The organism is Agromyces sp. NPDC055658 (assembly GCF_053618155.1).
Map to the genome: position 1 here is coordinate 72,355 of NZ_JBSHHD010000016.1, position 20,045 is coordinate 92,399.

General features: G+C 73.2%; 16 protein-coding genes. 9 read left to right on the forward strand and 7 right to left on the reverse strand.

Annotated elements, in window-relative coordinates:
* The first annotated feature begins 136 nt into the window (after window positions 1-136).
* From ACWGPE_RS09700 to ACWGPE_RS09735, 8 genes are read left to right on the forward strand one after another with little or no spacing between them, the layout of a single operon-like run.
* Complete coding sequence (locus ACWGPE_RS09700; protein ID WP_231429604.1) at window positions 137-877, forward strand: Type 1 glutamine amidotransferase-like domain-containing protein; 741 nt, start codon at window positions 137-139, stop codon at window positions 875-877.
* Window positions 874-2,229 (forward strand): anaerobic C4-dicarboxylate transporter family protein, encoded by a 1,356-nt coding sequence (locus ACWGPE_RS09705; protein WP_452048591.1) that lies wholly within the window; start codon window positions 874-876, stop codon window positions 2,227-2,229. Before ACWGPE_RS09700 ends, ACWGPE_RS09705 begins: the two co-directional genes overlap by 4 nt.
* A gap of 19 nt (window positions 2,230-2,248) precedes the next feature.
* Entirely contained in the window at window positions 2,249-3,682 is a 1,434-nt protein-coding gene (locus tag ACWGPE_RS09710) for a threonine/serine exporter family protein (protein WP_231429606.1), read from the forward strand.
* Window positions 3,683-3,692: 10 nt separating this feature from the next.
* Window positions 3,693-4,253: an orotate phosphoribosyltransferase gene (gene pyrE / locus ACWGPE_RS09715; RefSeq protein ID WP_231429607.1), complete on the forward strand. Its 561-nt coding sequence runs from the start codon at window positions 3,693-3,695 to the stop codon at window positions 4,251-4,253.
* On the forward strand, window positions 4,253-7,801 hold the full coding sequence (locus ACWGPE_RS09720; RefSeq protein WP_452048592.1) for a hypothetical protein: 3,549 nt from the start codon (window positions 4,253-4,255) through the stop codon (window positions 7,799-7,801). The genes pyrE and ACWGPE_RS09720 overlap by 1 nt, the downstream gene beginning before the upstream one ends.
* Before the next feature lie 17 nt (window positions 7,802-7,818).
* Window positions 7,819-8,778 carry a ribokinase gene (locus tag ACWGPE_RS09725; RefSeq protein ID WP_452048593.1) on the forward strand — a complete coding sequence of 320 codons (960 nt, stop codon included), beginning with the start codon at window positions 7,819-7,821 and terminating at the stop codon, window positions 8,776-8,778.
* Complete coding sequence (locus tag ACWGPE_RS09730; RefSeq protein ID WP_231429610.1) at window positions 8,775-9,707, forward strand: nucleoside hydrolase; 933 nt, start codon at window positions 8,775-8,777, stop codon at window positions 9,705-9,707. Before ACWGPE_RS09725 ends, ACWGPE_RS09730 begins: the two co-directional genes overlap by 4 nt.
* Before the next feature lie 38 nt (window positions 9,708-9,745).
* Window positions 9,746-10,441 carry an NUDIX hydrolase gene (locus ACWGPE_RS09735; RefSeq protein ID WP_374201079.1) on the forward strand — a complete coding sequence of 232 codons (696 nt, stop codon included), beginning with the start codon at window positions 9,746-9,748 and terminating at the stop codon, window positions 10,439-10,441.
* A gap of 218 nt (window positions 10,442-10,659) precedes the next feature.
* Here the strand turns inward: ACWGPE_RS09735 and pdxR are convergent, their stop codons facing one another.
* Entirely contained in the window at window positions 10,660-12,219 is a 1,560-nt protein-coding gene (gene pdxR, locus ACWGPE_RS09740) for a MocR-like pyridoxine biosynthesis transcription factor PdxR (RefSeq protein WP_452048594.1), read from the reverse strand.
* Between the two features lie 107 nt (window positions 12,220-12,326).
* On the opposite strand from pdxR, the gene ACWGPE_RS09745 reads away from it, so the two are divergent.
* Window positions 12,327-13,334, forward strand: coding sequence for an aldo/keto reductase (locus ACWGPE_RS09745; protein ID WP_231429612.1), 1,008 nt, complete (start codon window positions 12,327-12,329; stop codon window positions 13,332-13,334).
* Window positions 13,335-13,455: 121 nt separating this feature from the next.
* On the opposite strand, the gene ACWGPE_RS09750 is transcribed toward ACWGPE_RS09745, so the two are convergent.
* The 6 genes from ACWGPE_RS09750 to ACWGPE_RS09775 all read right to left on the reverse strand — a co-directional run bounded on the left by ACWGPE_RS09750 (window position 13,456) and on the right by ACWGPE_RS09775 (window position 20,009).
* A complete protein-coding gene (locus ACWGPE_RS09750) occupies window positions 13,456-13,956 on the reverse strand; it encodes a hypothetical protein (protein WP_452048595.1) in 501 nt (166 codons plus the stop codon).
* 47 nt (window positions 13,957-14,003) lie between these two features.
* Window positions 14,004-14,798, reverse strand: coding sequence for an HAD-IIA family hydrolase (locus ACWGPE_RS09755; protein WP_231429614.1), 795 nt, complete (start codon window positions 14,796-14,798; stop codon window positions 14,004-14,006).
* Between the two features lie 74 nt (window positions 14,799-14,872).
* A complete protein-coding gene (locus tag ACWGPE_RS09760) occupies window positions 14,873-16,234 on the reverse strand; it encodes a serine hydrolase domain-containing protein (protein WP_452048596.1) in 1,362 nt (453 codons plus the stop codon).
* A gap of 85 nt (window positions 16,235-16,319) precedes the next feature.
* Window positions 16,320-17,021 (reverse strand): metal-dependent transcriptional regulator, encoded by a 702-nt coding sequence (locus tag ACWGPE_RS09765; protein WP_275505185.1) that lies wholly within the window; start codon window positions 17,019-17,021, stop codon window positions 16,320-16,322.
* Window positions 17,022-17,047: 26 nt separating this feature from the next.
* Window positions 17,048-18,367, reverse strand: a complete 1,320-nt coding sequence (locus ACWGPE_RS09770; protein ID WP_275505186.1) for an ATP-binding protein — start codon at window positions 18,365-18,367, stop codon at window positions 17,048-17,050.
* Between the two features lie 229 nt (window positions 18,368-18,596).
* Window positions 18,597-20,009: an Nramp family divalent metal transporter gene (locus ACWGPE_RS09775; protein ID WP_452048597.1), complete on the reverse strand. Its 1,413-nt coding sequence runs from the start codon at window positions 20,007-20,009 to the stop codon at window positions 18,597-18,599.
* Window positions 20,010-20,045 lie beyond the last annotated feature (36 nt).

The window sequence follows — 20,045 nt, forward strand, 5'->3', positions numbered from 1 at the left end:
CAGGGCCGCCGCGCGGGGGAGGGACACCCCGCGGGGCGGCCCTTCTGCTTCGACGGACGCTCCCGCCGCGCCTCTCGACACCGCTCGCCGCCGCCCGATAGCGTGACCGCAGGGCTGGCGCACGAGGGGGGACGCGATGGCGCATGTGGTGGCGACCGGGGCCGGCAAGGCCATGATGGAGCGGCGCAACGATCCGACGCACGACTACATCCTGGGGCTCACCGGCAAGGAGCGCCCGCGGGTGCTGTTCGTCGGCACCGCGACGGGTGACGAGCAGGCGTACACGCTGAGCTTCTACAAGACCTACGACTCCGACCGGTGCGCCCCGCACCACCTGACGCTCTTCCACCGCGATCTCGACGACCTCGCGGAATTCGTGAAGGGCTTCGACGTCATCCACGTGGGCGGTGGCAACACGGCGAACATGCTCGACGTGTGGAAGCGCCAGGGCCTCGACGACATCATGCGCGAGATGTGGCAGGATCCGGCCTCGAACGTCGTCTTCACGGGTGGCTCGGCCGGCGGCATCTGCTGGTTCGAGGGCGGCACGACCGACAGCTACGGTCCGACCCTGCAGGTGCTGCCCGAGGGGCTCGGGTTCCTGCACGGCAGCTTCTGCCCGCACTACGACGCGGAGGACCAGCGGCAGCCGCTCTTCCATGCGGCGCTCAAGAGCGGTGAGCTCGCCACCGGCTACGCGGTCGGCAACCTGCAGTCGCTGCATTTCGAGAACCAGGAGTTCGTGACCGCGATCAGCCCCGTCGACCCGCCGCTCGCCCTCAGGGTCGAGGCGGTCGACGGCGAGATCGTCGAGACTCCGCTCCCGGTGCGGGTGCTGGCGCCCACCGGGCCGATCACGAAGGGGCCGAGCGCGTGAACGACAACGTCTGGATCCTCGTCGCCCAGCTGCTCGTCGTCGTCCTCGCGATCTTCATGGGCACCCGCACGAGCGGGATCGGACTCGGCGTCTGGGGTCTCGTCGGCGTCGCGGTGCTCGTCTTCGGGTTCCAGACGCCACCGGGCAACGCGCCGGTCGACGCGGTGTTCATCGTGCTCACGGTCATCACCGCGGCCTCGGTCATGCAGGCCGCGGGCGGCATCGACTGGATGGTGTCGGTCGCGGCGAAGGCGATCAAGTCGAGGCCGAAGAGCGTCGTCTTCCTCGCGCCCGCGATGTCGTTCCTCTTCACCGTCGGGGCGGGCACGGGCAACATCTTCTACCCGCTGCTGCCGGTCATCTACGACGTCTCCTACGACCAGAAGATCCGCCCCGAGCGGGCGCTGTCGGTCTCGGCCGTGGCCTCGCAGGTCGGCATCCTCTGCAGCCCCGTCTCGGCGGCGACCGCGTCGCTCGTCGTGCTCCTCGCGCCGAGCGGCGTCGACCTGGGCCAGGTGCTGCTGATCATGTGGCCCGCGTCGATCGTCGGGCTCTTCCTCGCGTCGCTCGTCATGGTGCGGCACGGCAAGAACCTCGAGGACGACCCCGAGTACCAGCGGCGCCTCGCCGAACACCTCATCAAGCCCCCGGCCGAGGACACCACCGAGCGCAAGCTGCCGAAGACCGCCGTGCTCTCGGCGTCGATCTTCCTCGCCGGCGTCGGGTTCATCGTGCTCATGGGCCTCTTCGAGGGGCTCCGCCCGATCATCGGCACCGACGACAGCGGCGACCCGGTGCGCGTCTCGGTGACGGTCATCATCGAGGTCACGATGGGCGTCATCGCCGCGCTCATCTTCGTCTTCTGCAAGGTCAAGTCGGCCGATGTGCCGAAGCAGTCGACCTTCCCGGCGGGAATGGTCGGCGCGTTCGCGCTCTTCGGCATCGCGTGGCTCGCGAACACCTTCGTCGCGTACAACAACGACCTCATCGTCGAGGGGCTCGGCTCGCTCGTCGCAGGGTCGACGGCGCTCGTCGGAGCGCTCCTGTTCGCGCTCGCGCTGTTCCTCGTCGCGATGCTCACGACGAGCCAGTCGAGCGCGACGAACGCGATCGTGCCGATCGGCCTCGCGATCGGGCTGCCGGCCTCGCTCATCGTCGGCCTCTGGCCCTCCGCGATGGGCATGTACACGCTGCCCGCGAACGGGTCGCAGGTCGCAACGGCGGCCTTCGACCAGACGGGCACAACGAAGCTCGGCAAGTTCGTGTTCGACCACTCGTTCCAGCTGCCGAACCTCGTCTACGTCGTATCGGCGATGATCATCGGCGTGCTGCTCTCGTTCGTCGTGGTCTGAGGCGCCGGGGAGGCATCCGATGGTCGAGGCCGCAGACCGCACCATCCTCCGCACCTTCCTGCTCGGACTCGCGGAGGGGATGAACGCGGCCGCCGATTCGGTCGACCACATCCACGAGGCGCTCGTGCGCGTCGCTCGCGCGTACGGTCGCGACGACACCGACGTCGTCGTCATGCCGACGGTGATCATCGTGCAGACGGGTCACGGCGAGGAGGGCCACGTCGCGCTCCGCTCGGCCGTCAACGCCTCGTTCCGGTTCGACCAGATCGCCGAGCTGTACCGGCTCGTGGGCGAGGCGGAGCGGGCCGAGATCGATCCGCTCGACGGCATCCACCGCCTCAACGAGATCGGTGCCATGAAGCCGGCGCACGGCTGGCTCGTGCGCACGTTCGGGCATGCCGTCCTCGTGACCGGCCTGGCGCTGCTGCTGGCGCCGACCTGGCAGGGCGCGATCATCGCGTTCGGCCTCGGGGCGTTCGTCGGTCTGGCGAAGCTCGTGCGCTCGCCGACCCTGCAGCTCGTGTTCCCGGTCTTCGCCGCTTTCGCGTGCGCGCTGGTCGTGTTCCTGATCGCGCCGTACGTCGAGATCGGCGATCCGATCCGGCTGCTCATCGCGCCGCTCGCGACGTTCCTGCCGGGCGGCGTGCTGACGACGGCGGTCGCGGAGCTCGCGGTCGGGCAGATGCTCTCGGGAGCCTCGCGTCTCGTCTTCGGCATGGTGCAGCTCGCGCTGCTCGCGTTCGGCATCCTGGCCGCCGGCACCGTGGTCGGCGTGGCCAGCACGAGCTACTCGCCGCTCGAGGCATCCGCGCCGTTCCCGTGGTGGACCGCGATCCTGGGCGTCCTGCTGTTCGCGGTGGGCAACTACCTGCACTTCTCGGCGCCGCGCCGCACCTTCGGCTGGGTGCTGCTCGTGCTCGTGGTCGCCTACGCGGGGCAGGCGGTCGGCACCGCGTTGATCGGTTCGACCGTCAGCGGCTTCATCGGGGCGGTGGCGATGACGCCCGTCGTGCTCTGGATCGCGTCACTGCGCAACGGCGCGCCGTCGCAGCTGACGTTCCTGCCAGCGTTCTGGCTGCTCGTGCCCGGAGCGGCCGGACTCGTCGGCCTCACCGAGGCGGTCGGCACCGCGCACGGCCTCGAGGACTTCGCCGATGCGCTCACCGCGATCATGTCGATCGCGCTCGGCGTGCTCATCGGCACCGCCCTGTACCGGGTCGTGCATCACGGGGCGGAGGAGCTCGCCGAGTTCCACATCGACGTGCCCGCTGCGCTCGCCGAGGAGCGGGAACCGCCGTTCTGGGCGCGACTCGTGCCGGGCACGCCGCGCTCGCTGTGGGGCGGGCGGCGTTCGCGCCGCCATGGCGAGGGGCCGTCAGCGGATGCCTCGGGCCGGGAGCGTTCGGAGGGGTCGTCCGATTCCACCCCTTCCTCTCAGGCAGGCGGGCCGTAAAGTATTGCGGGTGACCACGCACGACTCCGACACCCGCCGCAAGCTCATCGAGCACATCTCGGCCGATGCCGTGTTCCACGGCGACTTCACGCTCACGAGCGGCAAGAAGGCGACGTACTACGTCGACCTGCGCAAGGTGAGCCTCGACCACCGCGTCGCCCCGCTCATCGGGCAGGTCATGCTCGACCTGATCGCCGACATCCCCGACGTGGCCGCCGTGGGCGGTATGACGATGGGCGCCGACCCGATCGCGTCGGCGATCCTGCACCAGGGTGCCGCGCGCGGACTCGCGTACGACGCGTTCGTCGTGCGCAAGGAGCCGAAGGACCACGGCCGCGGCAAGCAGGTCGAGGGCCCCGAGCTCGCCGGCAAGCGCGTGATCGTGCTCGAGGACACGTCGACCACCGGCGGCTCGCCGCTCAAGGCCATCGAGGCGCTGCGCAAGGTCGGCGCCGAGGTCGTCGCCGTCGCCGTCGTCGTCGACCGTGCCACGGGCGCCCGCGAGGTCATCGAGGCCGAGGGCGTGCCCTACCTGTACGCGATCGGCCTGGAAGACCTGGGCCTGGCCTGATGAACGAGCGGCAGGGTTTCGACGACGGCGCCGACTGGCTGCTCGCGCAGCTCGCGGGCGGGGCAGCCGATGCGCCCGCGACGCCGACGGCGCCCATGCCGCAGGCCGCACCGCCGGTGCACGGCGCGCCGCAGGTGACGTCGGGCGCGCGTTCGGCGTTCGCACCGCCGCCTTCGCCCGTCGGTCGGGTGCCGCACGCGTCGGCAGCTCCGACGCCGCCCACCACCCCCGCCGCACAGGTCGCACCGCCGACGCCGACCGTGCCCTCGCGACACGACGAGGTGCTCGACTGGTTCTCGCTCGCCGAGCCGCCGGCGTCCGACACCGCGACCCGAGCGCTGCCCGTCGTCGGGTCGCCCGCCGAGGCCGCACCCCAGGGCCTCGCCCCCTCGCCTGCCGCCGCTTCGGCGCCGCCGACGTGGACGCCGCCGTTCTCGGTCGCCCCGCCGACGCCCACCGTCCATCTGACCGAGGTCGAACCGCCGGTCGGGAGCGCCCCGGCGACCCCGCCTGTCGCGCCTGTCGCGCCGGCGTGGGACGCGCCTGCGCTCCCGGTGGACCCCGCCGCCTCAGCCGCGCCGGCTGCGCCCGCGTGGGATGCGCCTGCCGCGCCGACCGCGCCCGCCTGGGATGTGCCTGCCGTGCCGGCTGCTGCAGTCGACCCGACGGTGCCCACCACCGGTTCCGTCGCACCCACCGCGTGGAACACCCCCCCAGCGCAGCCGGCCCTGCCCGCTGCGCCCGCCTGGGACGCGCCGGTGGCCGAGACCGCGTGGGGTGTCGCTGCGCCGGTCGCGCCCGGTCCGGCGTCAGCACCGGTCGAACCGCAGCGCCCGCCGGTGCCGCCCGGTCCGGTCACCCCGACCGCACCGTTCGCCCTGACCTGGGGTGAGCAGGAGGCGCGTTCCGAGGCGGAGCTCCGTGAGGCGTTCCAGCGCCTGTCCCAGGAGTCCGCGACCGTCGCGGCATCCCGGCCCGGCGAGACTTCCGCCCCCGAGGCGGGCGCTCCAGCGCAGCCGACCGAGCTCCCCGAGCCGGGGCCGGTGCCGACCGCCGAGGCGGACGACCCGTTCGCCGGCTACTCCGCGCCCCCGGTCGCCCGCAGCTCGTTCACCCCGGTCGGCGGCATCCCGGTGCAGCACCCGACGGCACCGCCCGAGGCGCCCGCAGGGTGGGGCGAGCAACCCGCGCCGCGGGCCGCCGCGAGCTACGACGCCGAACTCTGGGCGGCGCTCAACGATCCCGACGGGAATCAACCGGCCGCATCCGCATCCGCATCCGCGTCCGCATCCGCACCCGCGTCGTTCGTCCCCGTGGCCGAGACGCCTGCGCCGGCTCCCGCACCCGACCTGTTCGCGCCTGCGCCTGCGCCTGCACCCGAGACGTCCGCACCGATGCCCGACGCGACCGCGGCGGAACAGGCGGCCCCTCCGGCGAGGAGCCGCTTCGACGCGTTCGCCGAGCAGCTCGAGCAGCCGTACGTCCGCGACGCCTCGGCCGACACGCGGACCGCGATGTTCCCGGCGATCGCGCCGGCCGCACCGGGCGTGCGGCCCGAACCGCCGGCCGACGACGCGTCGACCGCAGACACCCCGACCGTCGCCGCCTCGATCCTCGATGCCCCCTTCGCGCCGGTGCCGCCCACGCGACAGCCCTTCCCGGCGTTCGCCGCCGAGCCGCGGCGGCCGGCACCGACGCCTGCGGCCGAGCCCGTCGACGACCTGCTCGCCGCGCTCGGCGGAGCCTCGACGCCCCGGACCGAGGTCGACCCGCCCGCCGGCGCCATCCCGATCGTCGGCACCGCGGCCTTCGCCGCGGCCGCGGCGGCCGCAGCAGAGGCTGCGGCGAGCTCGGCCGCGGTCGCGACGCCGTTCGGCGCGCCCGCACCGGCCGCGCCGGCTTCGCCCGGTCCGTCGGGTGGGCTCGGCGAGCTCGGACTGTCGTTCGGCGACGACGCCGACGGTGCCGACCTCGCAGACGACGACACGGATGGCGACGAGCCCCGTGGCCGCCTGCGTCTCTTCGGCCGGCGCCGTACCGATGAGGCGGATGACGAGGACGAGGTCGACTCGCCGATCGCACGCGAGCTCGCCGAGACCGGATACTTCTGGAACCTCACGCCCGATCCGTCGGCGGAGGACCCGCGTGCCGAGGCGACGGGATCGGTCTCGGCGATCCTCGCAGCCGCGAACGACGCCGCGGCGACGGGAGCCCAGGTCTCGACGCCGGCGGTCGCCGGCGCGGCGGCGGGCGTTCCGGCGGCATCGCCGTTCGACGCTCCATCGCCCGGCTGGGACGACCGTGGCGCGGGCGACGTGGAGTCGTCGGTCGGCTTCGACCCCTCCTCCGCGAGCCTCGCCGGCCTCGCGGCTCCCGTGGCCTTCGCAGCCCTCGACGAGCCGGGCGACCTCGAGCCGGGCGACCTCGAGCCGGCCGACGTGCCCGCGTGGGACGAACCCGCCGGCTGGGGCGACCCTGCCGGTCGCGGCGAGCCCGAACCCGACGAGTTCGACCCGACCTCGACCGCAGCCGACGCCGCGTCGCACTTCGCCGCCGCCGCCTTCGACGATGATCCCTTCGCCGCGACGCCCGTCGACCCGTCGTCCGCGGAGGCGCCGGACGGCGCCGTCAAGCCCGTGACCGACGGAATCCAGGTGCTCTTCGGATTCTCGCCCGCGACCGCGCCGCAGCCGATGGTGGGTGCGTTCGCGCCGGCCGCCGCCCAGCCTGCGGCGACGGCGCTCATGCCGACTGTTCCGGTCGGCGCCGCGTCTGCGCCGTCCGCCGGCTCGACTGCGGGCGCCGGCCTGTTCGCGTTCGCCGGCGGCAGCGCCGGTGCGGGCGGTGCGACGGGCGGCGGCGGACCGATCCGCGGCGCCTCCGGCCCCGGTGCGGGCGGCTCCGGCACGGGCGGTGCGGGCTCCCCCTCGGGCGGCGGTGGGGGCCGCGGCGGATCGGGCTCCTCCGACCCCACCGGTGGAGACGGAAAGCGAGGCATCCGCCCCCTGGTCTGGATCGCCGGCGCCCTCGTCGCCCTCCTCGTGATCGCCGGCCTCTTCTGGCTCGGCACGCAGATGTCGAAGGGCGGCGGGGCTGCGGCATCCGGCACGCCGACCGCCGAGACGAACGAGACGCCCACGCCCGAGCCGACCGCGGCGCAGCCCGCGGGGGTGCACGCGTGGGACACGCTCTTCGGCGGCGAGTGCCTCGAGCCGTACACCGACGCCTGGCAGCAGGAGTTCACCGTGGTCGACTGCGCGACGCCGCACGCGGCGCAGCTCGTCTACCGCGGCACGCTGCCGGGCGACGCGGCCGCCGCGTATCCCGGTGAGACCGAGCTCGCGTCGCAGATGAACCTGTTGTGCACCGCCGACGGCGTCATCGACGTCGCGGCCGTGTCGGGCATGACCGACCTGCAGGTTCAGGGCGCGTACCCGGCCGACGCCGCGCAGTGGGACGCGGGTGCACGGTACTACTACTGCTTCGCGAGCCGCTCGAGCGGCGAGAAGCTGACCGCCAGCATCGCCGGCCCCGGCCCGGCCGCCTGAGCCGGGGCGAGGTCGACATGGCCGAGGGAGGTTCGCGCGTGCTCGTCGTGGGCTCGCTCAACGTCGACGCGACGACGTACGTCGAACGATTCCCCGAGCCCGGCGAGACGATCGCCGCACACGCGTTCCAGACGGCGCTCGGCGGCAAGGGATCGAACCAGGCCGTCGCTGCGCACCTCGCCGGCGCCGACGTCGAGCTCGTCGCCCGCATCGGCGACGACGCGAACGGCGGACTCGCCCTGACCGTGCTCGACGGCTTCGGCCTGCCGACCCGCGGCGTCGAGCGCACCGCCGGGTTGCCGACCGGCATCGCCCAGATCACCGTTGCCGACTCGGGCGAGAACACCGTGATCGTCGCCGCCGGCGCGAACCACGAGCTGGGCCCCGACGTCGTCGACTCCGCACGTGAGCGCATCGCGGGCGCGGGCCTCGTGCTCACGCAGGGCGAGCTGCCGGTCGCGACGATCGAGCACCTCGCGGCGATCTGCGACGAACTCGGCGTGCGCTTCGTGCTCAACCTCGCGCCGCCCGTGCCGACCACGGCAGCGACGCTCGCCGTGTGCGATCCGCTCGTCGTGAACGAGCACGAGGCGCGTGCCGTGGGCATCCGGCCGGATGTCCCGGAGCCGCCGTCCCTCGACGACTGGCGCGACCTCGCGGCCGCGGCGGTCGGCCGGGTCGCCCGGTCGGTCGTCATCACGCTCGGTGCCGCCGGCGCCGTCGCCGCGACGCGCGCCGGCAGCTGGGCCCTGGCCGCGCCCGCCGTCGAGGCCGTCGACACGACCGGTGCCGGCGACTGCTTCACCGGCACGCTGAGCGCCTTCCTCGCGGAGGGACGTCCGATGCCCGAGGCCGTGCGCATCGCCGTGGCGGCGGGCGCGCTCGCGGTGCAGCGGCGTGGCACGGTCGACTCGTACGCCCCGCGCGCCGAGGTGCTCGCCGCCGCGGGCCTCGGCGACCCGGGCGGTGCCGCATGAGCCTGCCCGTCATCGTCGACTGCGACCCCGGGCACGACGACGTCTTCGCGCTCTGGCTCGCGGCGGGGCATCCGGCCCTCGACCTGCGCGCCGTGACGACCGTCGGCGGCAACGTGCCCCTCGAGCACACGAGCCGGAACGCGCGCGTCGCGCTCACGGTCGCGGGTATCGACGGCGTGCCGGTCGCCGCCGGCGCTGCGGGGCCGATCGCCCGGGTGCTGCAGACCGCCGAGTGGATCCACGGCGAGAACGGGCTCGGCGGCCCGGTGCTGCCCGAGCCGACCGTGCCGCTCGACGAGCGCACCGCGACCGAGCTCATGGCCGACACCCTGCTCGCCGCAGACGAGCCCGTCGCGATCGTCGCGACGGGTCCGATCACGAACGTCGCCGTGCTGCTGCGCGACCGGCCCGAGGTCGCCGACCGCATCCGCGAGGTCGTCTGGATGGGCGGCTCCACCGAGCGCGGCAACGCGACCCCGTACGCGGAGTTCAATGCGCTCGTCGATCCCGAGGCGCTCGACCTCGTGGTGCGCAGCGGCGTGCGGTTCACGATGGTCGGGCTCAACGTGACGCATCGCGCGCTCGTCACCCCCGCCGTGCGCGAGCGGCTGGCCGGCGCGGGCAACCGCACCGCGTCGTTCGCGGGGGAACTGCTCGACTTCTTCTGCCGCACGAACGACGAGGTGTTCGGCATGCCCGACGGGCCGCTGCACGACCCGGTCGCCGTCGCGGTGCTCGCCGACCCCGATTGCGTCGCCCTGCGGCGCACCCGCCTCGACGTCGAGCTGCAGGGCACGGAGACGCTCGGCGCGACGAGCGTCGACTTCGACGGGATGCTCCGCCGCGAGCCGAACGCGTTCGTCGCGGTCGAGCTCGACGTCGACCGATTCTGGGGTCTCGTCGAGGCATCCCTCGCTCGTCTCGGCTGACGGGCGCGGCGTCGGCGGGGCGGGGTAGCCTCGGGAGGGTGACCGCAACTGGAGCCGCTCGCGACGAGCTGGCCGCGCTCGTCGGCGACGCGACGTTCCTCGACGACTGGCGCGACGGCGCCGAGTTCGGCGAGATCGAGTACCGCGACGCCGCCGTGCTCATCCTGTTCGGCGTGCTCGACGAACTGCCGAGCGAGCATACCGCGCACGATCGCGCGGTCTCGCGCGACCTCGACGTCCTGCTGCTCGCCCGGGCCGAGACCCTGCGCTCGCACGCCGGCCAGGTCGCGTTCCCCGGCGGGCGCGTCGATCCGGGCGACCGCGACGTGGTCGACGCGGCGCTGCGCGAGGCTCGGGAAGAGACGGGGCTCGACACCGCGGGCGTCGACGTGCTCGGCACGCTGACGCCGTTGTCGGTTCCCTACTCGGGCCACATGGTGACCCCGGTGCTCGGCTGGTGGCGGTCGCCGTCGCCGGTCGGCGTCGTCGACGTCGCCGAGTCGTCGGCGGTCTTCCGAACCCCGGTCGCCGACCTCGTCGACCCGGCGAACCGCTACACCACGGTGCTGCGCCGCGACGGGCAGGAGTGGCGCGGGCCCGCCTTCCTGCCGACGGTCGCCGGGCGGCAGCACCTCGTCTGGGGATTCACCGCGCTCGTGCTCGACAAGATGCTCGACCGGCTCGGCTGGGCCGAGCCGTGGGACGAGGGGCACGAGCTCGACCTCGAGCCCTGATGCCGTGCGGCGACCATCGGTCGTGGGGTCGCCGCTCGCGGCGTAGGCCGTGCGGCCGGGCCCACTCGATCGCCGAGTGTGGCCGTTCGCACCGGATGTTGCCGCTGAACAGGCAACGACGGGTGGCAACGGTCACGCTCGGCGACGCGACGCGACGCGACGCGACGCGACGCGACGAGACGCGACGCGACGCGACGCGTCGGCGAACGTGCGGCGGCTCAGGCGAACGAACGGATGACTCGCGCGAGGCGCGCGACCGCCTCGTCGACGACCGCGTCGGAGAGGTTGCCGTAGCCGACGACGAGCGCCTCCGGCATCGAGTGCGCGCTCGACGCACGGTAGCGGGTGAGGTCGGCGACCGCGAGCTCGGCGCGTGCCGCCGCCGCCGAGACGTCGCTCGCACGAACGCCCGCCGGCAGCGCGAGCACGGCGTGCATGCCCGCGGCGATGCCCGACACCGCGAGTTCGGGGAGCTCGCGCCCGAGGGCGGTGAGCAGGGCGGCGCGCCGCCGCCGGAACCGCCCGCGCGCGGCGCGCAGGTGCCGCTCGAGGTCGCCCCCTTCGATGAACTGGGCGAGCGCCGCCTGTTCGAGCGTCGACGGGCGGGGGCGCTCGGCCAGCCGCACCCGCTCGCGGAGCGCGGGCGGCATGAGCGCCCAGCCGAGCCCGAACACCTGCGCCATCGACTTCGAGAGCGATCCGACGAGCACGACCCGGTCGGGGGCGAGCCCCTGGAGCGCGGCGATCGGTCGGCGGTCGTAGCGGAACTCGGCGTCGTAGTCGTCCTCGATGAGCACGCCGTCGACGCTCCGCGCCCAGCGCACGATCGCGTCGCGCCGTGAGGGCGAGAGGGCGGCACCCATCGGGAACTGGTGCGCGGGCGTGATGAGCGCGGCACGGGCGCCCGTGCGCCGGGCCGCCCGCTCGAGCGCCTCGACGTCGATGCCGTCGCCGTCGACCGGCACGGGCACCGGGGTGAGGCCGGCGGCCGCGGCGACCTCGCGCAGCTTCGACCAGCTCGGGTCCTCGACGACGATCGCCGAGTGCCCGGCGGCCTTGAGGCCCGCGACGACCGCCGTCATGCCGTCGGTCGCGCTGTGCGTGATGACGACGTCGTCGGGCGCGGCGACCGCGTGGCGCGACCGTTCGAGGTACGCGGCGACGGCGGTGCGTGCCGAGGGATGGCCGAGCCGGTCGACGACCGTGAGCTCGGCGTCGGGCAGCACCTCGAGCGCGCGCCGCACGGCAGCCGCCCACCGCGTGCGCGGCACATGCCTGAGGTCGGGCACGCCGGGCCCCAGGTCGAACCGCGGGCGCCGGTACTCGCCGCGCAACCCCGACGGTCGTCTCGTCGTTCCGGCTGCGGCCGGTGGTCGAGTCGTGACGAAGGCCGGTGTCGAGGCCTCGTCATCAGGTCTCGAGACGCGTGCTCCTTCGTCGCTCGCCACGACCCGAGCACGGATGGCCGCAGCGGGTTCGACCGGTGGGGATGTCGCGGCGCGCGCCGGGACGCGCGTGCCCGAGCCGACCGTCGCCTCGAGGAACCCCTCGGCGACGAGCTGCCCGTAGGCCTCGGTCACCACCCAGCGCGAGACGCCGAGCGTCTCGGCGAGGGCGCGGCTCGGCGGCAGCGCGGCGCCCGCGGGGGCCCGCCCGCTCGCGACCGCCTCGCGGATCGCGCGTTCGAGCCGGTCGCGCAGGGGAGCGGGGCCCGGGCCGAGGTCGAGCATGGTCTCCCACGCGAGGGCCGGTGTGCGGGCGGCAGTGGGGCGAGGCATCCGGTCTCTCGATTGGTCTGGTCGAACGAGTACTGATTGGAGTGTATGCCCGAGCCGATCGGTTCGTACGCTCGAAACCGTCAACCCCACCGATGGAGGAGAACCCCATGCGATACCGCACGATCGGCAACGGCCGCACGAGCTTCGACGTCTCGACGATCTGCCTCGGCACCATGCAGATGGGCACGAAGATCGACGAGGCCACCTCGTTCGCAATCCTCGACCGCTTCGTCGAGGCCGGCGGCACGTTCATCGACACGGCGAACAACTACAGCTTCTGGGACGGCGGGTACGGCCGCGACAGCGAAGACCTGATCGGCCGCTGGCTCGAGAGCCGCGGCGTGCGCGACCGGGTGCGCATCGCGACGAAGGTCGGCGCGGCGAAGAAGGACCCGGCGCTGCCGCTCTCGAACGTGCCGCCGACGAACTTCCAGGGGCTCGGCGCCGACATCGTCGACTGGGAGGTGCGCGAGAGCGCCAAGCACCTCGGCGTCGACCGCATCGACGCCGTCTACGGCCACGTCGACGACCTCGAGACGCCGCTCGCCGAGACCGTCGGCGCCTTCGGCGCACTGCAGGACGAGGGGCTCGTGGGCGTCTCGGGCATCTCGAACGTGGCGCTGTGGCGCATCGTCGAGGCGCGCGAGGAGGCGATCCGCCAGGGCGTCTCGCCGTACGGCCTCGTGCAGCAGCAGTACAGCTACATCTACCCCGTCCCGAAGCTCGGCCGGCAGAACTTCGTGACGCCCGAGCTGCTCTCGTATGCGGCATCCACCGGGGTCGACGGCCGCGCGCCGCTCGCCGTCACCGCCTACTCGCCGCTGCACCAGGGCGCGTACACGCGTCGCGACAAGCCGCTCTGGGGCGGTGTGAACCACCCGACGACGTACGCGCGCATCGAGTTGCTGCACGAGGTCGCGCGCGAGGTCGGTGCGACGCCGAACCAGGTCGCGCTCGCGTGGCTGCTCGGTCGCGAGGTGCCGGTCATCCCCGTCGCGGGGCCGTCGAGCGTCGCCCAGCTCGAGGAGGTGCTCGGCGCCGCCGAGCTCGACCTCGACCCCGAGGTGCGCGCGCGGCTCGACGCCGACCCCGAGGAGGCGCCGCTCGCGGCGTGAGCCGTGCGGCGGGGCTCACTCGATCGCCGAGTGCGGCCGTTCGCACCGAGTGTTGCCGCAGACCGGGCAACGACGGGTGGGAACGGCCACACTGGGCGGCCTCGGGTGCGCCGGGTCGGCGTCAGTCGCCCTGCTCGACCTCTTCGTCGGTGTCGGCGTCGTCGTCGGCGTCGGGCTCGTCGTCTTCATCGTCGAGGTCGGGCTCGGCCACGCTCAGCACCTCGATGAGGAGTGACTCGTCGAGCTCGGCGTAGATGACGAGGCCCGCGTACTGCGTCGGCGCCTCGTAGACGAGCACGAGCGTGGCGTCGCTCGACACGATGGCACCCTGCAGGTCGAGCTCCTCGTCGAGCGCGGCGTAGTCGGCCGCCTCGGGCGCGCGTTCAGCGCCCTCGAAGTCCGAGTCGACGAGTTCGTGCACGATCTCGTCGTCGAGGCGGTCGAGCTCCTCAGCCGTGAGCGGGGCGAGCGCGCGCTGGGCGATGGCGAGCATCTCAGGGGCCTCGAGCTGCTCGTCGTCGTCGAGTGCGAAGAGCACGGCGACCTGCCGGTCACCCGGCAGCGAGACGACGGCGCTGAGCTCGCCGTCCTCGTCGAGGTCGATGTCGGTGAGTTCGATCATGGTGCCAACCCTTTCAGAGATGCGGCTCGCGTGCGGCGCCTGCGGGATCAGAGTTCGGTCTCGGCCGGGTCGCCGACGAGCTCGAAGACGCCCTTCAGCACCTCGTCGGGGCGGAACGGGTACTTCTCGATCTCGGCCCGGTCGCTGATGCCCGTGAGCACGAGCACCGTGTGCAGGCCGGCCTCGATGCCCGCGACGATGTCGGTGTCCATGCGGTCGCCGATCATCGCCGTGTTCTCGGAGTGGGCGCCGATCTTGTTGAGCGCCGAGCGGAACATCATCGGGTTCGGCTTGCCGACGACGTAGGGCTCCTTGCCGGTCGCCTTCGTGATGAGCGCGGCGATCGCCCCGGTCGCGGGCAGCGGGCCGTCGGCGCTCGGGCCGGTCGCGTCGGGGTTGGTGACGATGAACCGGGCGCCGTCGTTGATGAGCCGGATCGCCTTCGTGATCGCCTCGAACGAGTAGTTGCGGGTCTCGCCGACGACGACGAAGTCGGGGGCCGTCTCGGTCATGATGTAGCCGGCTTCGTGCAGCGCCGTGAGGATGCCCGCCTCGCCGATGACGAACGCCGAGCCGCCGGGCAGCTGCTGCTTGAGGAAGTCGGCGGTCGCGAGCGCCGAGGTCCAGATGCGCTGCTCGGGCACGTTGAGGCCCGACGCCCGCAGCCGCGCCGACAGGTCGCGGGCCGTGAAGATCGAATTGTTCGTGAGCACGAGGTACGGGGTGCCGGCGTCCTCCCACTGCTGCAGCAGCTCGGCGGCGCCCGGCAGGGCGTGGTTCTCGTGCACGAGCACGCCGTCCATGTCGGTCAGCCAGCACTCGACTTCGTCGCGTCGTCCCATGCGCCCAAGCCTAGGCCGCGCGGGTCACGGGCCGATGACGAGCGTGTGACGGGCGGGATGCCTCGTGGACGTCGCTACTCGCCCTCGGGCGAGGCGAGCGCCGCGACCACGTCTTCGACGAGCTGCACCTCGCTCGGCTCGTCGTCGGCCGCCGGCGTGAAGCCCATGCGCACGACGACGAGGTCCTCCGAGGGCACCACGATGACCTTCTGCCCGTCGTGGCCCGACGCGTAGTACGTGTCGGCCGGCAGGCCGGGCCAGCGCAGGCTGCCGTCGGCGAGGGTGTTCACGCGCCACCCCATGCCGTAGCCGGGGTCGTCGGTCTCGTCGACCGGCGTCACCTCGAGCGAGCGTGCCATCCAGTCGGTGGGCAGCAGCTGCTCGCCGTTCCACTCGCCGTTCTGCAGGGCGAACTGGCCGATCGCGGCCCAGTCGCGCGGGGTCGCCCAGAGGTACGACGAGCAGACCGGCGTGCCGGCTGCGTCGGGTTCGAAGGTCGCCGACTCGAGGCCGAGCGCGCCGAGCAGGGTCTGTCGGGGCAGGTCGGCGCCGAGGCCGGTGCGCTCGGCGAGCACCGAGCAGAGCAGCGTCGTCGAGCCGCTCGAGTACTCCTGGAACGTGCCGGGCTCGTGCTCGAGGGGGAGGCTCGCGACATAGCCGCCCATGTCCTCCTCGTTGTAGAGCATCTGCGTGATCGGGGTGCCGAGGTCGTACGTCTCGTCCCACTCGAGGCCGCTCGTCATGCGCAGCAGCTGCTCGATCGTGATGTCGGCGCGCCCGTCGGTCCATTCGGGGCGCAGGCCGTCGTCGTCGAGTGCGACCTCGCCCTGCTGCACGAGCATGCCGGTCATGAGGTCGGTCGCGCTCTTCGACATCGACCAGCCGAGCTGCGGGGTCTCAGCGTCGAACCCGTCGGCGTAGCGCTCGGCGACGAGTTCGCCGCCCTTGGCGACGACGACCGCGCGGGTGCCGAGCGCCTCGGCGTCTGCGGCGGGCAGGTCGTCGCCGAACGCCGTGGCGAGGGCGGCGTCGAGCTCCGGCGACGGCGACGGCGCCGAGGCATCCGCGAAGGGGTTGCCGTCGCTCGTCACGGCGGTCGCCTCGCCGAAGTCGGGGGCGTCGCCCGCGAGGGTGCAGCCGAAGCCGGGCGCGAACCACGCCTTCTGGGCGGCGAGCAGGCCGAGGAGCGAGCCCGTCGTGACGGCCTCGTCACGGTCGACGTCGACCGAGAGGTACGGCACGAGCGGGTTCGGCGGCAGGTCGCTCGCCGGGTCGTCGCGCCCGGCCACCTCGGTCACGGCGCAGGCGTTGTGCGCGGCGTAGCCGGTGCCGGTGCGCAGCATCGGGCGCTGCCACCAGTAGACGGCGACGGCCCCCGCCACGAGTACGAGCACGATGACGAGGAGGACGACCAGTGTCCGGCGGAGAATGCGCACCGCCGGATGCTAACAGCCGGGCGGTCATTCCCATACGCGTTTGTGGGAAGCCCACGGACGGGAGGGGCCGTCGGTCGGGGCCGGGTCAGCCGGTGACCCAGATCTCAGCGGCCGCGCCGGCCGTCAGTTCGACGGGGGATGCCGCGGCCGCCGCACCGTCGTCGTCATCAGCGTCGATCGCCACGAGCTCGACGAGCACGCGCTCGCCGGAGGCATCGGCGTTCCCGACTTCGATGGCCACCCCGGGGGCGATGCCCGCGGCGGCGAGGGCGCGCAGCACCTCGGGGTCGCGGTCGCTGATGCGCAGCACGCGACCGGTGTGGCCGGCGGGCGCTCCGTCGAGCCGCAGGAAGGGCTCGGTCGCGATCGCACCGTCGGCGGCGGGGATCGCATCGCCGTGCGGGTCGCGCGATGGGCGGCCGAGCCGCAGGTCGATCTGCTCGAGCAGCCGGTCGCTCAGCGCGTGCTCGAGCACCTCGGCCTCGTCGTGCACCTCGTCCCACGCGTAGCCCATCTCGCGCACGAGCCAGGTCTCAATGAGCCGGTGCCGCCGCACCACCGAGAGGGCGCGCTCGCGGCCCGCGTCGGTGAGCCGCAGCGGCCCGTACGGCACGTGGGCGACGAGGCCCTGCGCCGCCATCTTCTTCACCATCTCGGTGACGCTCGACGGGGCGACGCCGAGCTTCGCCGCGAGCTGCGAGGGCGTGATGGGGTCGGGCTGCCACTCGGTGTGGGCGTACACCGTCTTGAGGTAGTCCTCGATCGCGGGGTTCTTGCTGGCGGGCATCGCGCCCAGCCTAGCCGCGAGGCCCGTCAGACCCGCGCGAGCCGTTCGATGTCCTCGAGGAACGCGCCGGCGGTCTCGGCCGACACCGTGGTGCGGGTGCCGGCGATCGCGTCGAGGTAGTCGGCGGTGCTCGGACCGGCGGGGCGCGGTGCGGCGCCGTGCGCCGAGGCATCCCGGTCGTCACCCGTCGCGCCGTTGCGCACCGCGGCCTCGAACGCCCGCTGCGACGCGCTGCGGGCGGCGAACTCGATGTCGGCGGGCGAGAACCCGGCGGAGCGTTCGACGAGCAGGGCGACGTCGACGGCGGCGGCCACCTGCTCTGGCACGTACCGCTGCCAGATCGCCTGCCTCGCCGCCTCGTCGGGCAGGCCGATCGGGATCACGTAGTCGAATCGTCCGTGCCGGAGGAACGCGCTGTCGAGCGCGCGGATGAAGTTCGTCGCGCACACGAGGAGCCGCCCGGGCTGCTCGCGGAACGCCGGGATGATCTTGAGCAGCTCGTTCGTGACGCCCTGCAGCGGCGACGGCGGCTCGCCCGATCGCTGTGCGGCGATCTCCTCGACCTCGTCGATGAACACGACCGCGTGCTCGAGCTCGGCGATCTTCGTGAACGTGTCGCGCAGCGCCCCGGCGAGGCCGCCGGGCTCGGCGGCGAGCCGCGACGGGAACACCTCGACGAACGACCACTCGAGCCGTGAGGCGATCGCCTTCGCGAACGTCGTCTTGCCAGTGCCTGGCGGGCCGAACAGCACGACCGCGCGCGGCGGCACCACGCCGTAGCGGTCGGCGAGGTCGGGCTCGGCGAGCGGCAGCACGAGGCGCTGCTCGAGGATCTCCTTCTCACGGCGCATGCCCGCCACCGACTCCCAGAGCGTGCGGGGCAGCAGCCGGCCGCCGAGCTCGGCGAGCGAGCTCAGCTCCTGCCGCTGCACGGGGATGCGGCGCTCGAAGTAGCGCAGCTGGTGCTTGAGCTCGAAGCCCTGGTTGGCGAAGGCGTCGACCCGGCTCTCGTTCTCGGGGATGAGCGCCGAGAGCTTCGTGAGGCCGTGCGGCGCCATGCGCTTCTCGAGGGCCGCGAGCATCGCCGAGCCGATGCCCTGGTGCCGCCAGTCGTCGGCGATCGCGAAGAACACGACCCAGCCCTGGTCGTGCGCGGCACGGCCGACGGCGGCGCCGATCACCTGGTCGGCGTGCACCGCGACGATCGCGTGGTCCATCTGGCACGAGGCGATCACCTCGCTGAGGTCGTAGACCGGCTCGTGCGACGACTGCCGCTGCGCCTCCCAGAGGTGCAGGATGCCGTCGAGGTCGTCGTTGTGGAACTCGCGCAGCCGCCAGCTTGACATGTGGTCCTCCATCGGTGAGTTCCAGCAGCGTAGGCGACGGCCCGGCGCGGGCGTCCCGTGTGACGTCGCGTGCGACGGAAAGATCCTCGAGTGTTGCGCCGGCGGAAAGTTCTGCGGCAGTTCTGCGGCTGCCACAGGCAATTCCGGCGACACGCCGCAGGCGGGGCCGCCCCGGACGGCGAGTCGCGCGGAAGTGCCTGTAATCGGCGGGCTCGGGGTGGCTCGGGCGTCATGCCCCCGTGAAGACGAGCCAGAGCAGGACCCCGTTGAGCGCGATGAGGAACACCGACGCCGCGATGCCCGCGGCGGTCGTCGCCCAGTGGTTGCGCCACTGCCCGAGCACCGTGTCCTTCGCCGTCAGCGCGACGAGCGGCACGAGCGCGAACGGGATGCCGAACGACAGCACCACCTGGCTGAGCACGAGCGAGAGGGTCGGGTCGAAGCCGAGCCAGAGGATCACGAGTGCGGGGATGAGCGTCACGAGTCGCCGCGCGAGCAACGGCACGCGCACGTGCAGCAGGCCGTACATGATCTCGGCGCCCGCGTAGGCGCCGACCGAGGTCGAGGCGAGGCCCGAGGCGAGCAGGCCGACCGCGAAGAGCGTCGCGATCGCTGGGCCGAGCGCCGCGCCGAGTGCGGCGTACGCACCCTCGAGGCTGTCGGTGCCCTCGACGCCCGACAGGTTCACCGCCGCGAGCAGCAGGATGCAGAGGTTCACCGTGCCGGCGATCGCCATCGCGATCGAGACGTCCCAGCGGGTGGCGCGAACGAGGATGCCGGTGGGCAGTGCCGTCGCGGTGCCCGGAAGCAGCTCGGGGGAGGCATCCGTGCCCCGGCGGAGGCCGAAGCCGTGCCAGCCCGTGCGCGCGCCGGGCTCGCGGCCGCGCTCGCCGACCTGCTCGCCGACGTGCCGTGCGAAGCGATCGCGCGAGAGCGCCGAGTGCGCGTAGATCGCGTGCGGCATGATCGTCGCGCCCAGGATCGAGGCGGCGAGCAGCACCGAGTTCGCGTCGGCGAAGCGCGGCACGAGCCCGGCGAGGAGGCCGGCGGGGTCGGGCGGGGCGATGAAGACGCCCACCGTGAACCCGATCGTGATGATCGCGAGCAGCCCCATGATCACGAACTCGAAGGTGCGCGGCCCTCGCTTGGACTGCAGCACCAGCAGCACGATCGAGACGGCCCCCGTGATGAGTCCGCCCCAGACGAGCGGCACCCCGAACAGCAGGTTGAGGGCGACGGCGCCGCCGATCACCTCGGCCAGGTCGGTCGCCATGGCGACGAGCTCGGCCTGCAGCCAGTACGCGCGCCGCCCCCACCGGTTGCGGATGCGTCCGCCGAGCACCTCGGGCAGGCTGCGGCCGGTGACGATGCCGAGCTTCGCCGACAGGTACTGGATGAGCCAGGCCATCACGTTGCCGAGCACGACGACCCAGACGAGCAGGTAGCCGTACTGGGCGCCGGCGGTCATGTTGCTCGCGACGTTGCCGGGGTCGAGGTAGGCGACGCCCGCGACGAGAGCGGGACCGATGAGCCAGGCGACGCGCGGCAGGGATGCCTCGGCCCGGCGCCGCCCGCCCCGATGGGGGCGCTCGGGGCGGACGGTGGTCGTGGGCTCGGTCTCGTCGTCGAGCGTTTTCGGCATGCCTAAAACATAGCAATATTTCGGCGTACCGAAAAC

Excerpts from the sequence above, each read along its gene's own strand:
- ACWGPE_RS09700 (WP_231429604.1), top strand. The coding sequence starts at position 137 with ATGGCGCATGTGGTGGCGACCGGGGCCGGCAAGGCCATGATGGAGCGG.
- ACWGPE_RS09710 (WP_231429606.1), top strand. The coding sequence starts at position 2,249 with ATGGTCGAGGCCGCAGACCGCACCATCCTCCGCACCTTCCTGCTCGGA.
- ACWGPE_RS09720 (WP_452048592.1), top strand. The coding sequence starts at position 4,253 with ATGAACGAGCGGCAGGGTTTCGACGACGGCGCCGACTGGCTGCTCGCG.
- ACWGPE_RS09725 (WP_452048593.1), top strand. The coding sequence starts at position 7,819 with ATGGCCGAGGGAGGTTCGCGCGTGCTCGTCGTGGGCTCGCTCAACGTC.
- ACWGPE_RS09730 (WP_231429610.1), top strand. The coding sequence starts at position 8,775 with ATGAGCCTGCCCGTCATCGTCGACTGCGACCCCGGGCACGACGACGTC.
- pdxR (WP_452048594.1), bottom strand. The coding sequence starts at position 12,219 with ATGCCTCGCCCCACTGCCGCCCGCACACCGGCCCTCGCGTGGGAGACC.
- ACWGPE_RS09745 (WP_231429612.1), top strand. The coding sequence starts at position 12,327 with ATGCGATACCGCACGATCGGCAACGGCCGCACGAGCTTCGACGTCTCG.
- ACWGPE_RS09750 (WP_452048595.1), bottom strand. The coding sequence starts at position 13,956 with ATGATCGAACTCACCGACATCGACCTCGACGAGGACGGCGAGCTCAGC.
- ACWGPE_RS09755 (WP_231429614.1), bottom strand. The coding sequence starts at position 14,798 with ATGGGACGACGCGACGAAGTCGAGTGCTGGCTGACCGACATGGACGGC.
- ACWGPE_RS09765 (WP_275505185.1), bottom strand. The coding sequence starts at position 17,021 with ATGCCCGCCAGCAAGAACCCCGCGATCGAGGACTACCTCAAGACGGTG.
- ACWGPE_RS09770 (WP_275505186.1), bottom strand. The coding sequence starts at position 18,367 with ATGTCAAGCTGGCGGCTGCGCGAGTTCCACAACGACGACCTCGACGGC.
- ACWGPE_RS09775 (WP_452048597.1), bottom strand. The coding sequence starts at position 20,009 with ATGCCGAAAACGCTCGACGACGAGACCGAGCCCACGACCACCGTCCGC.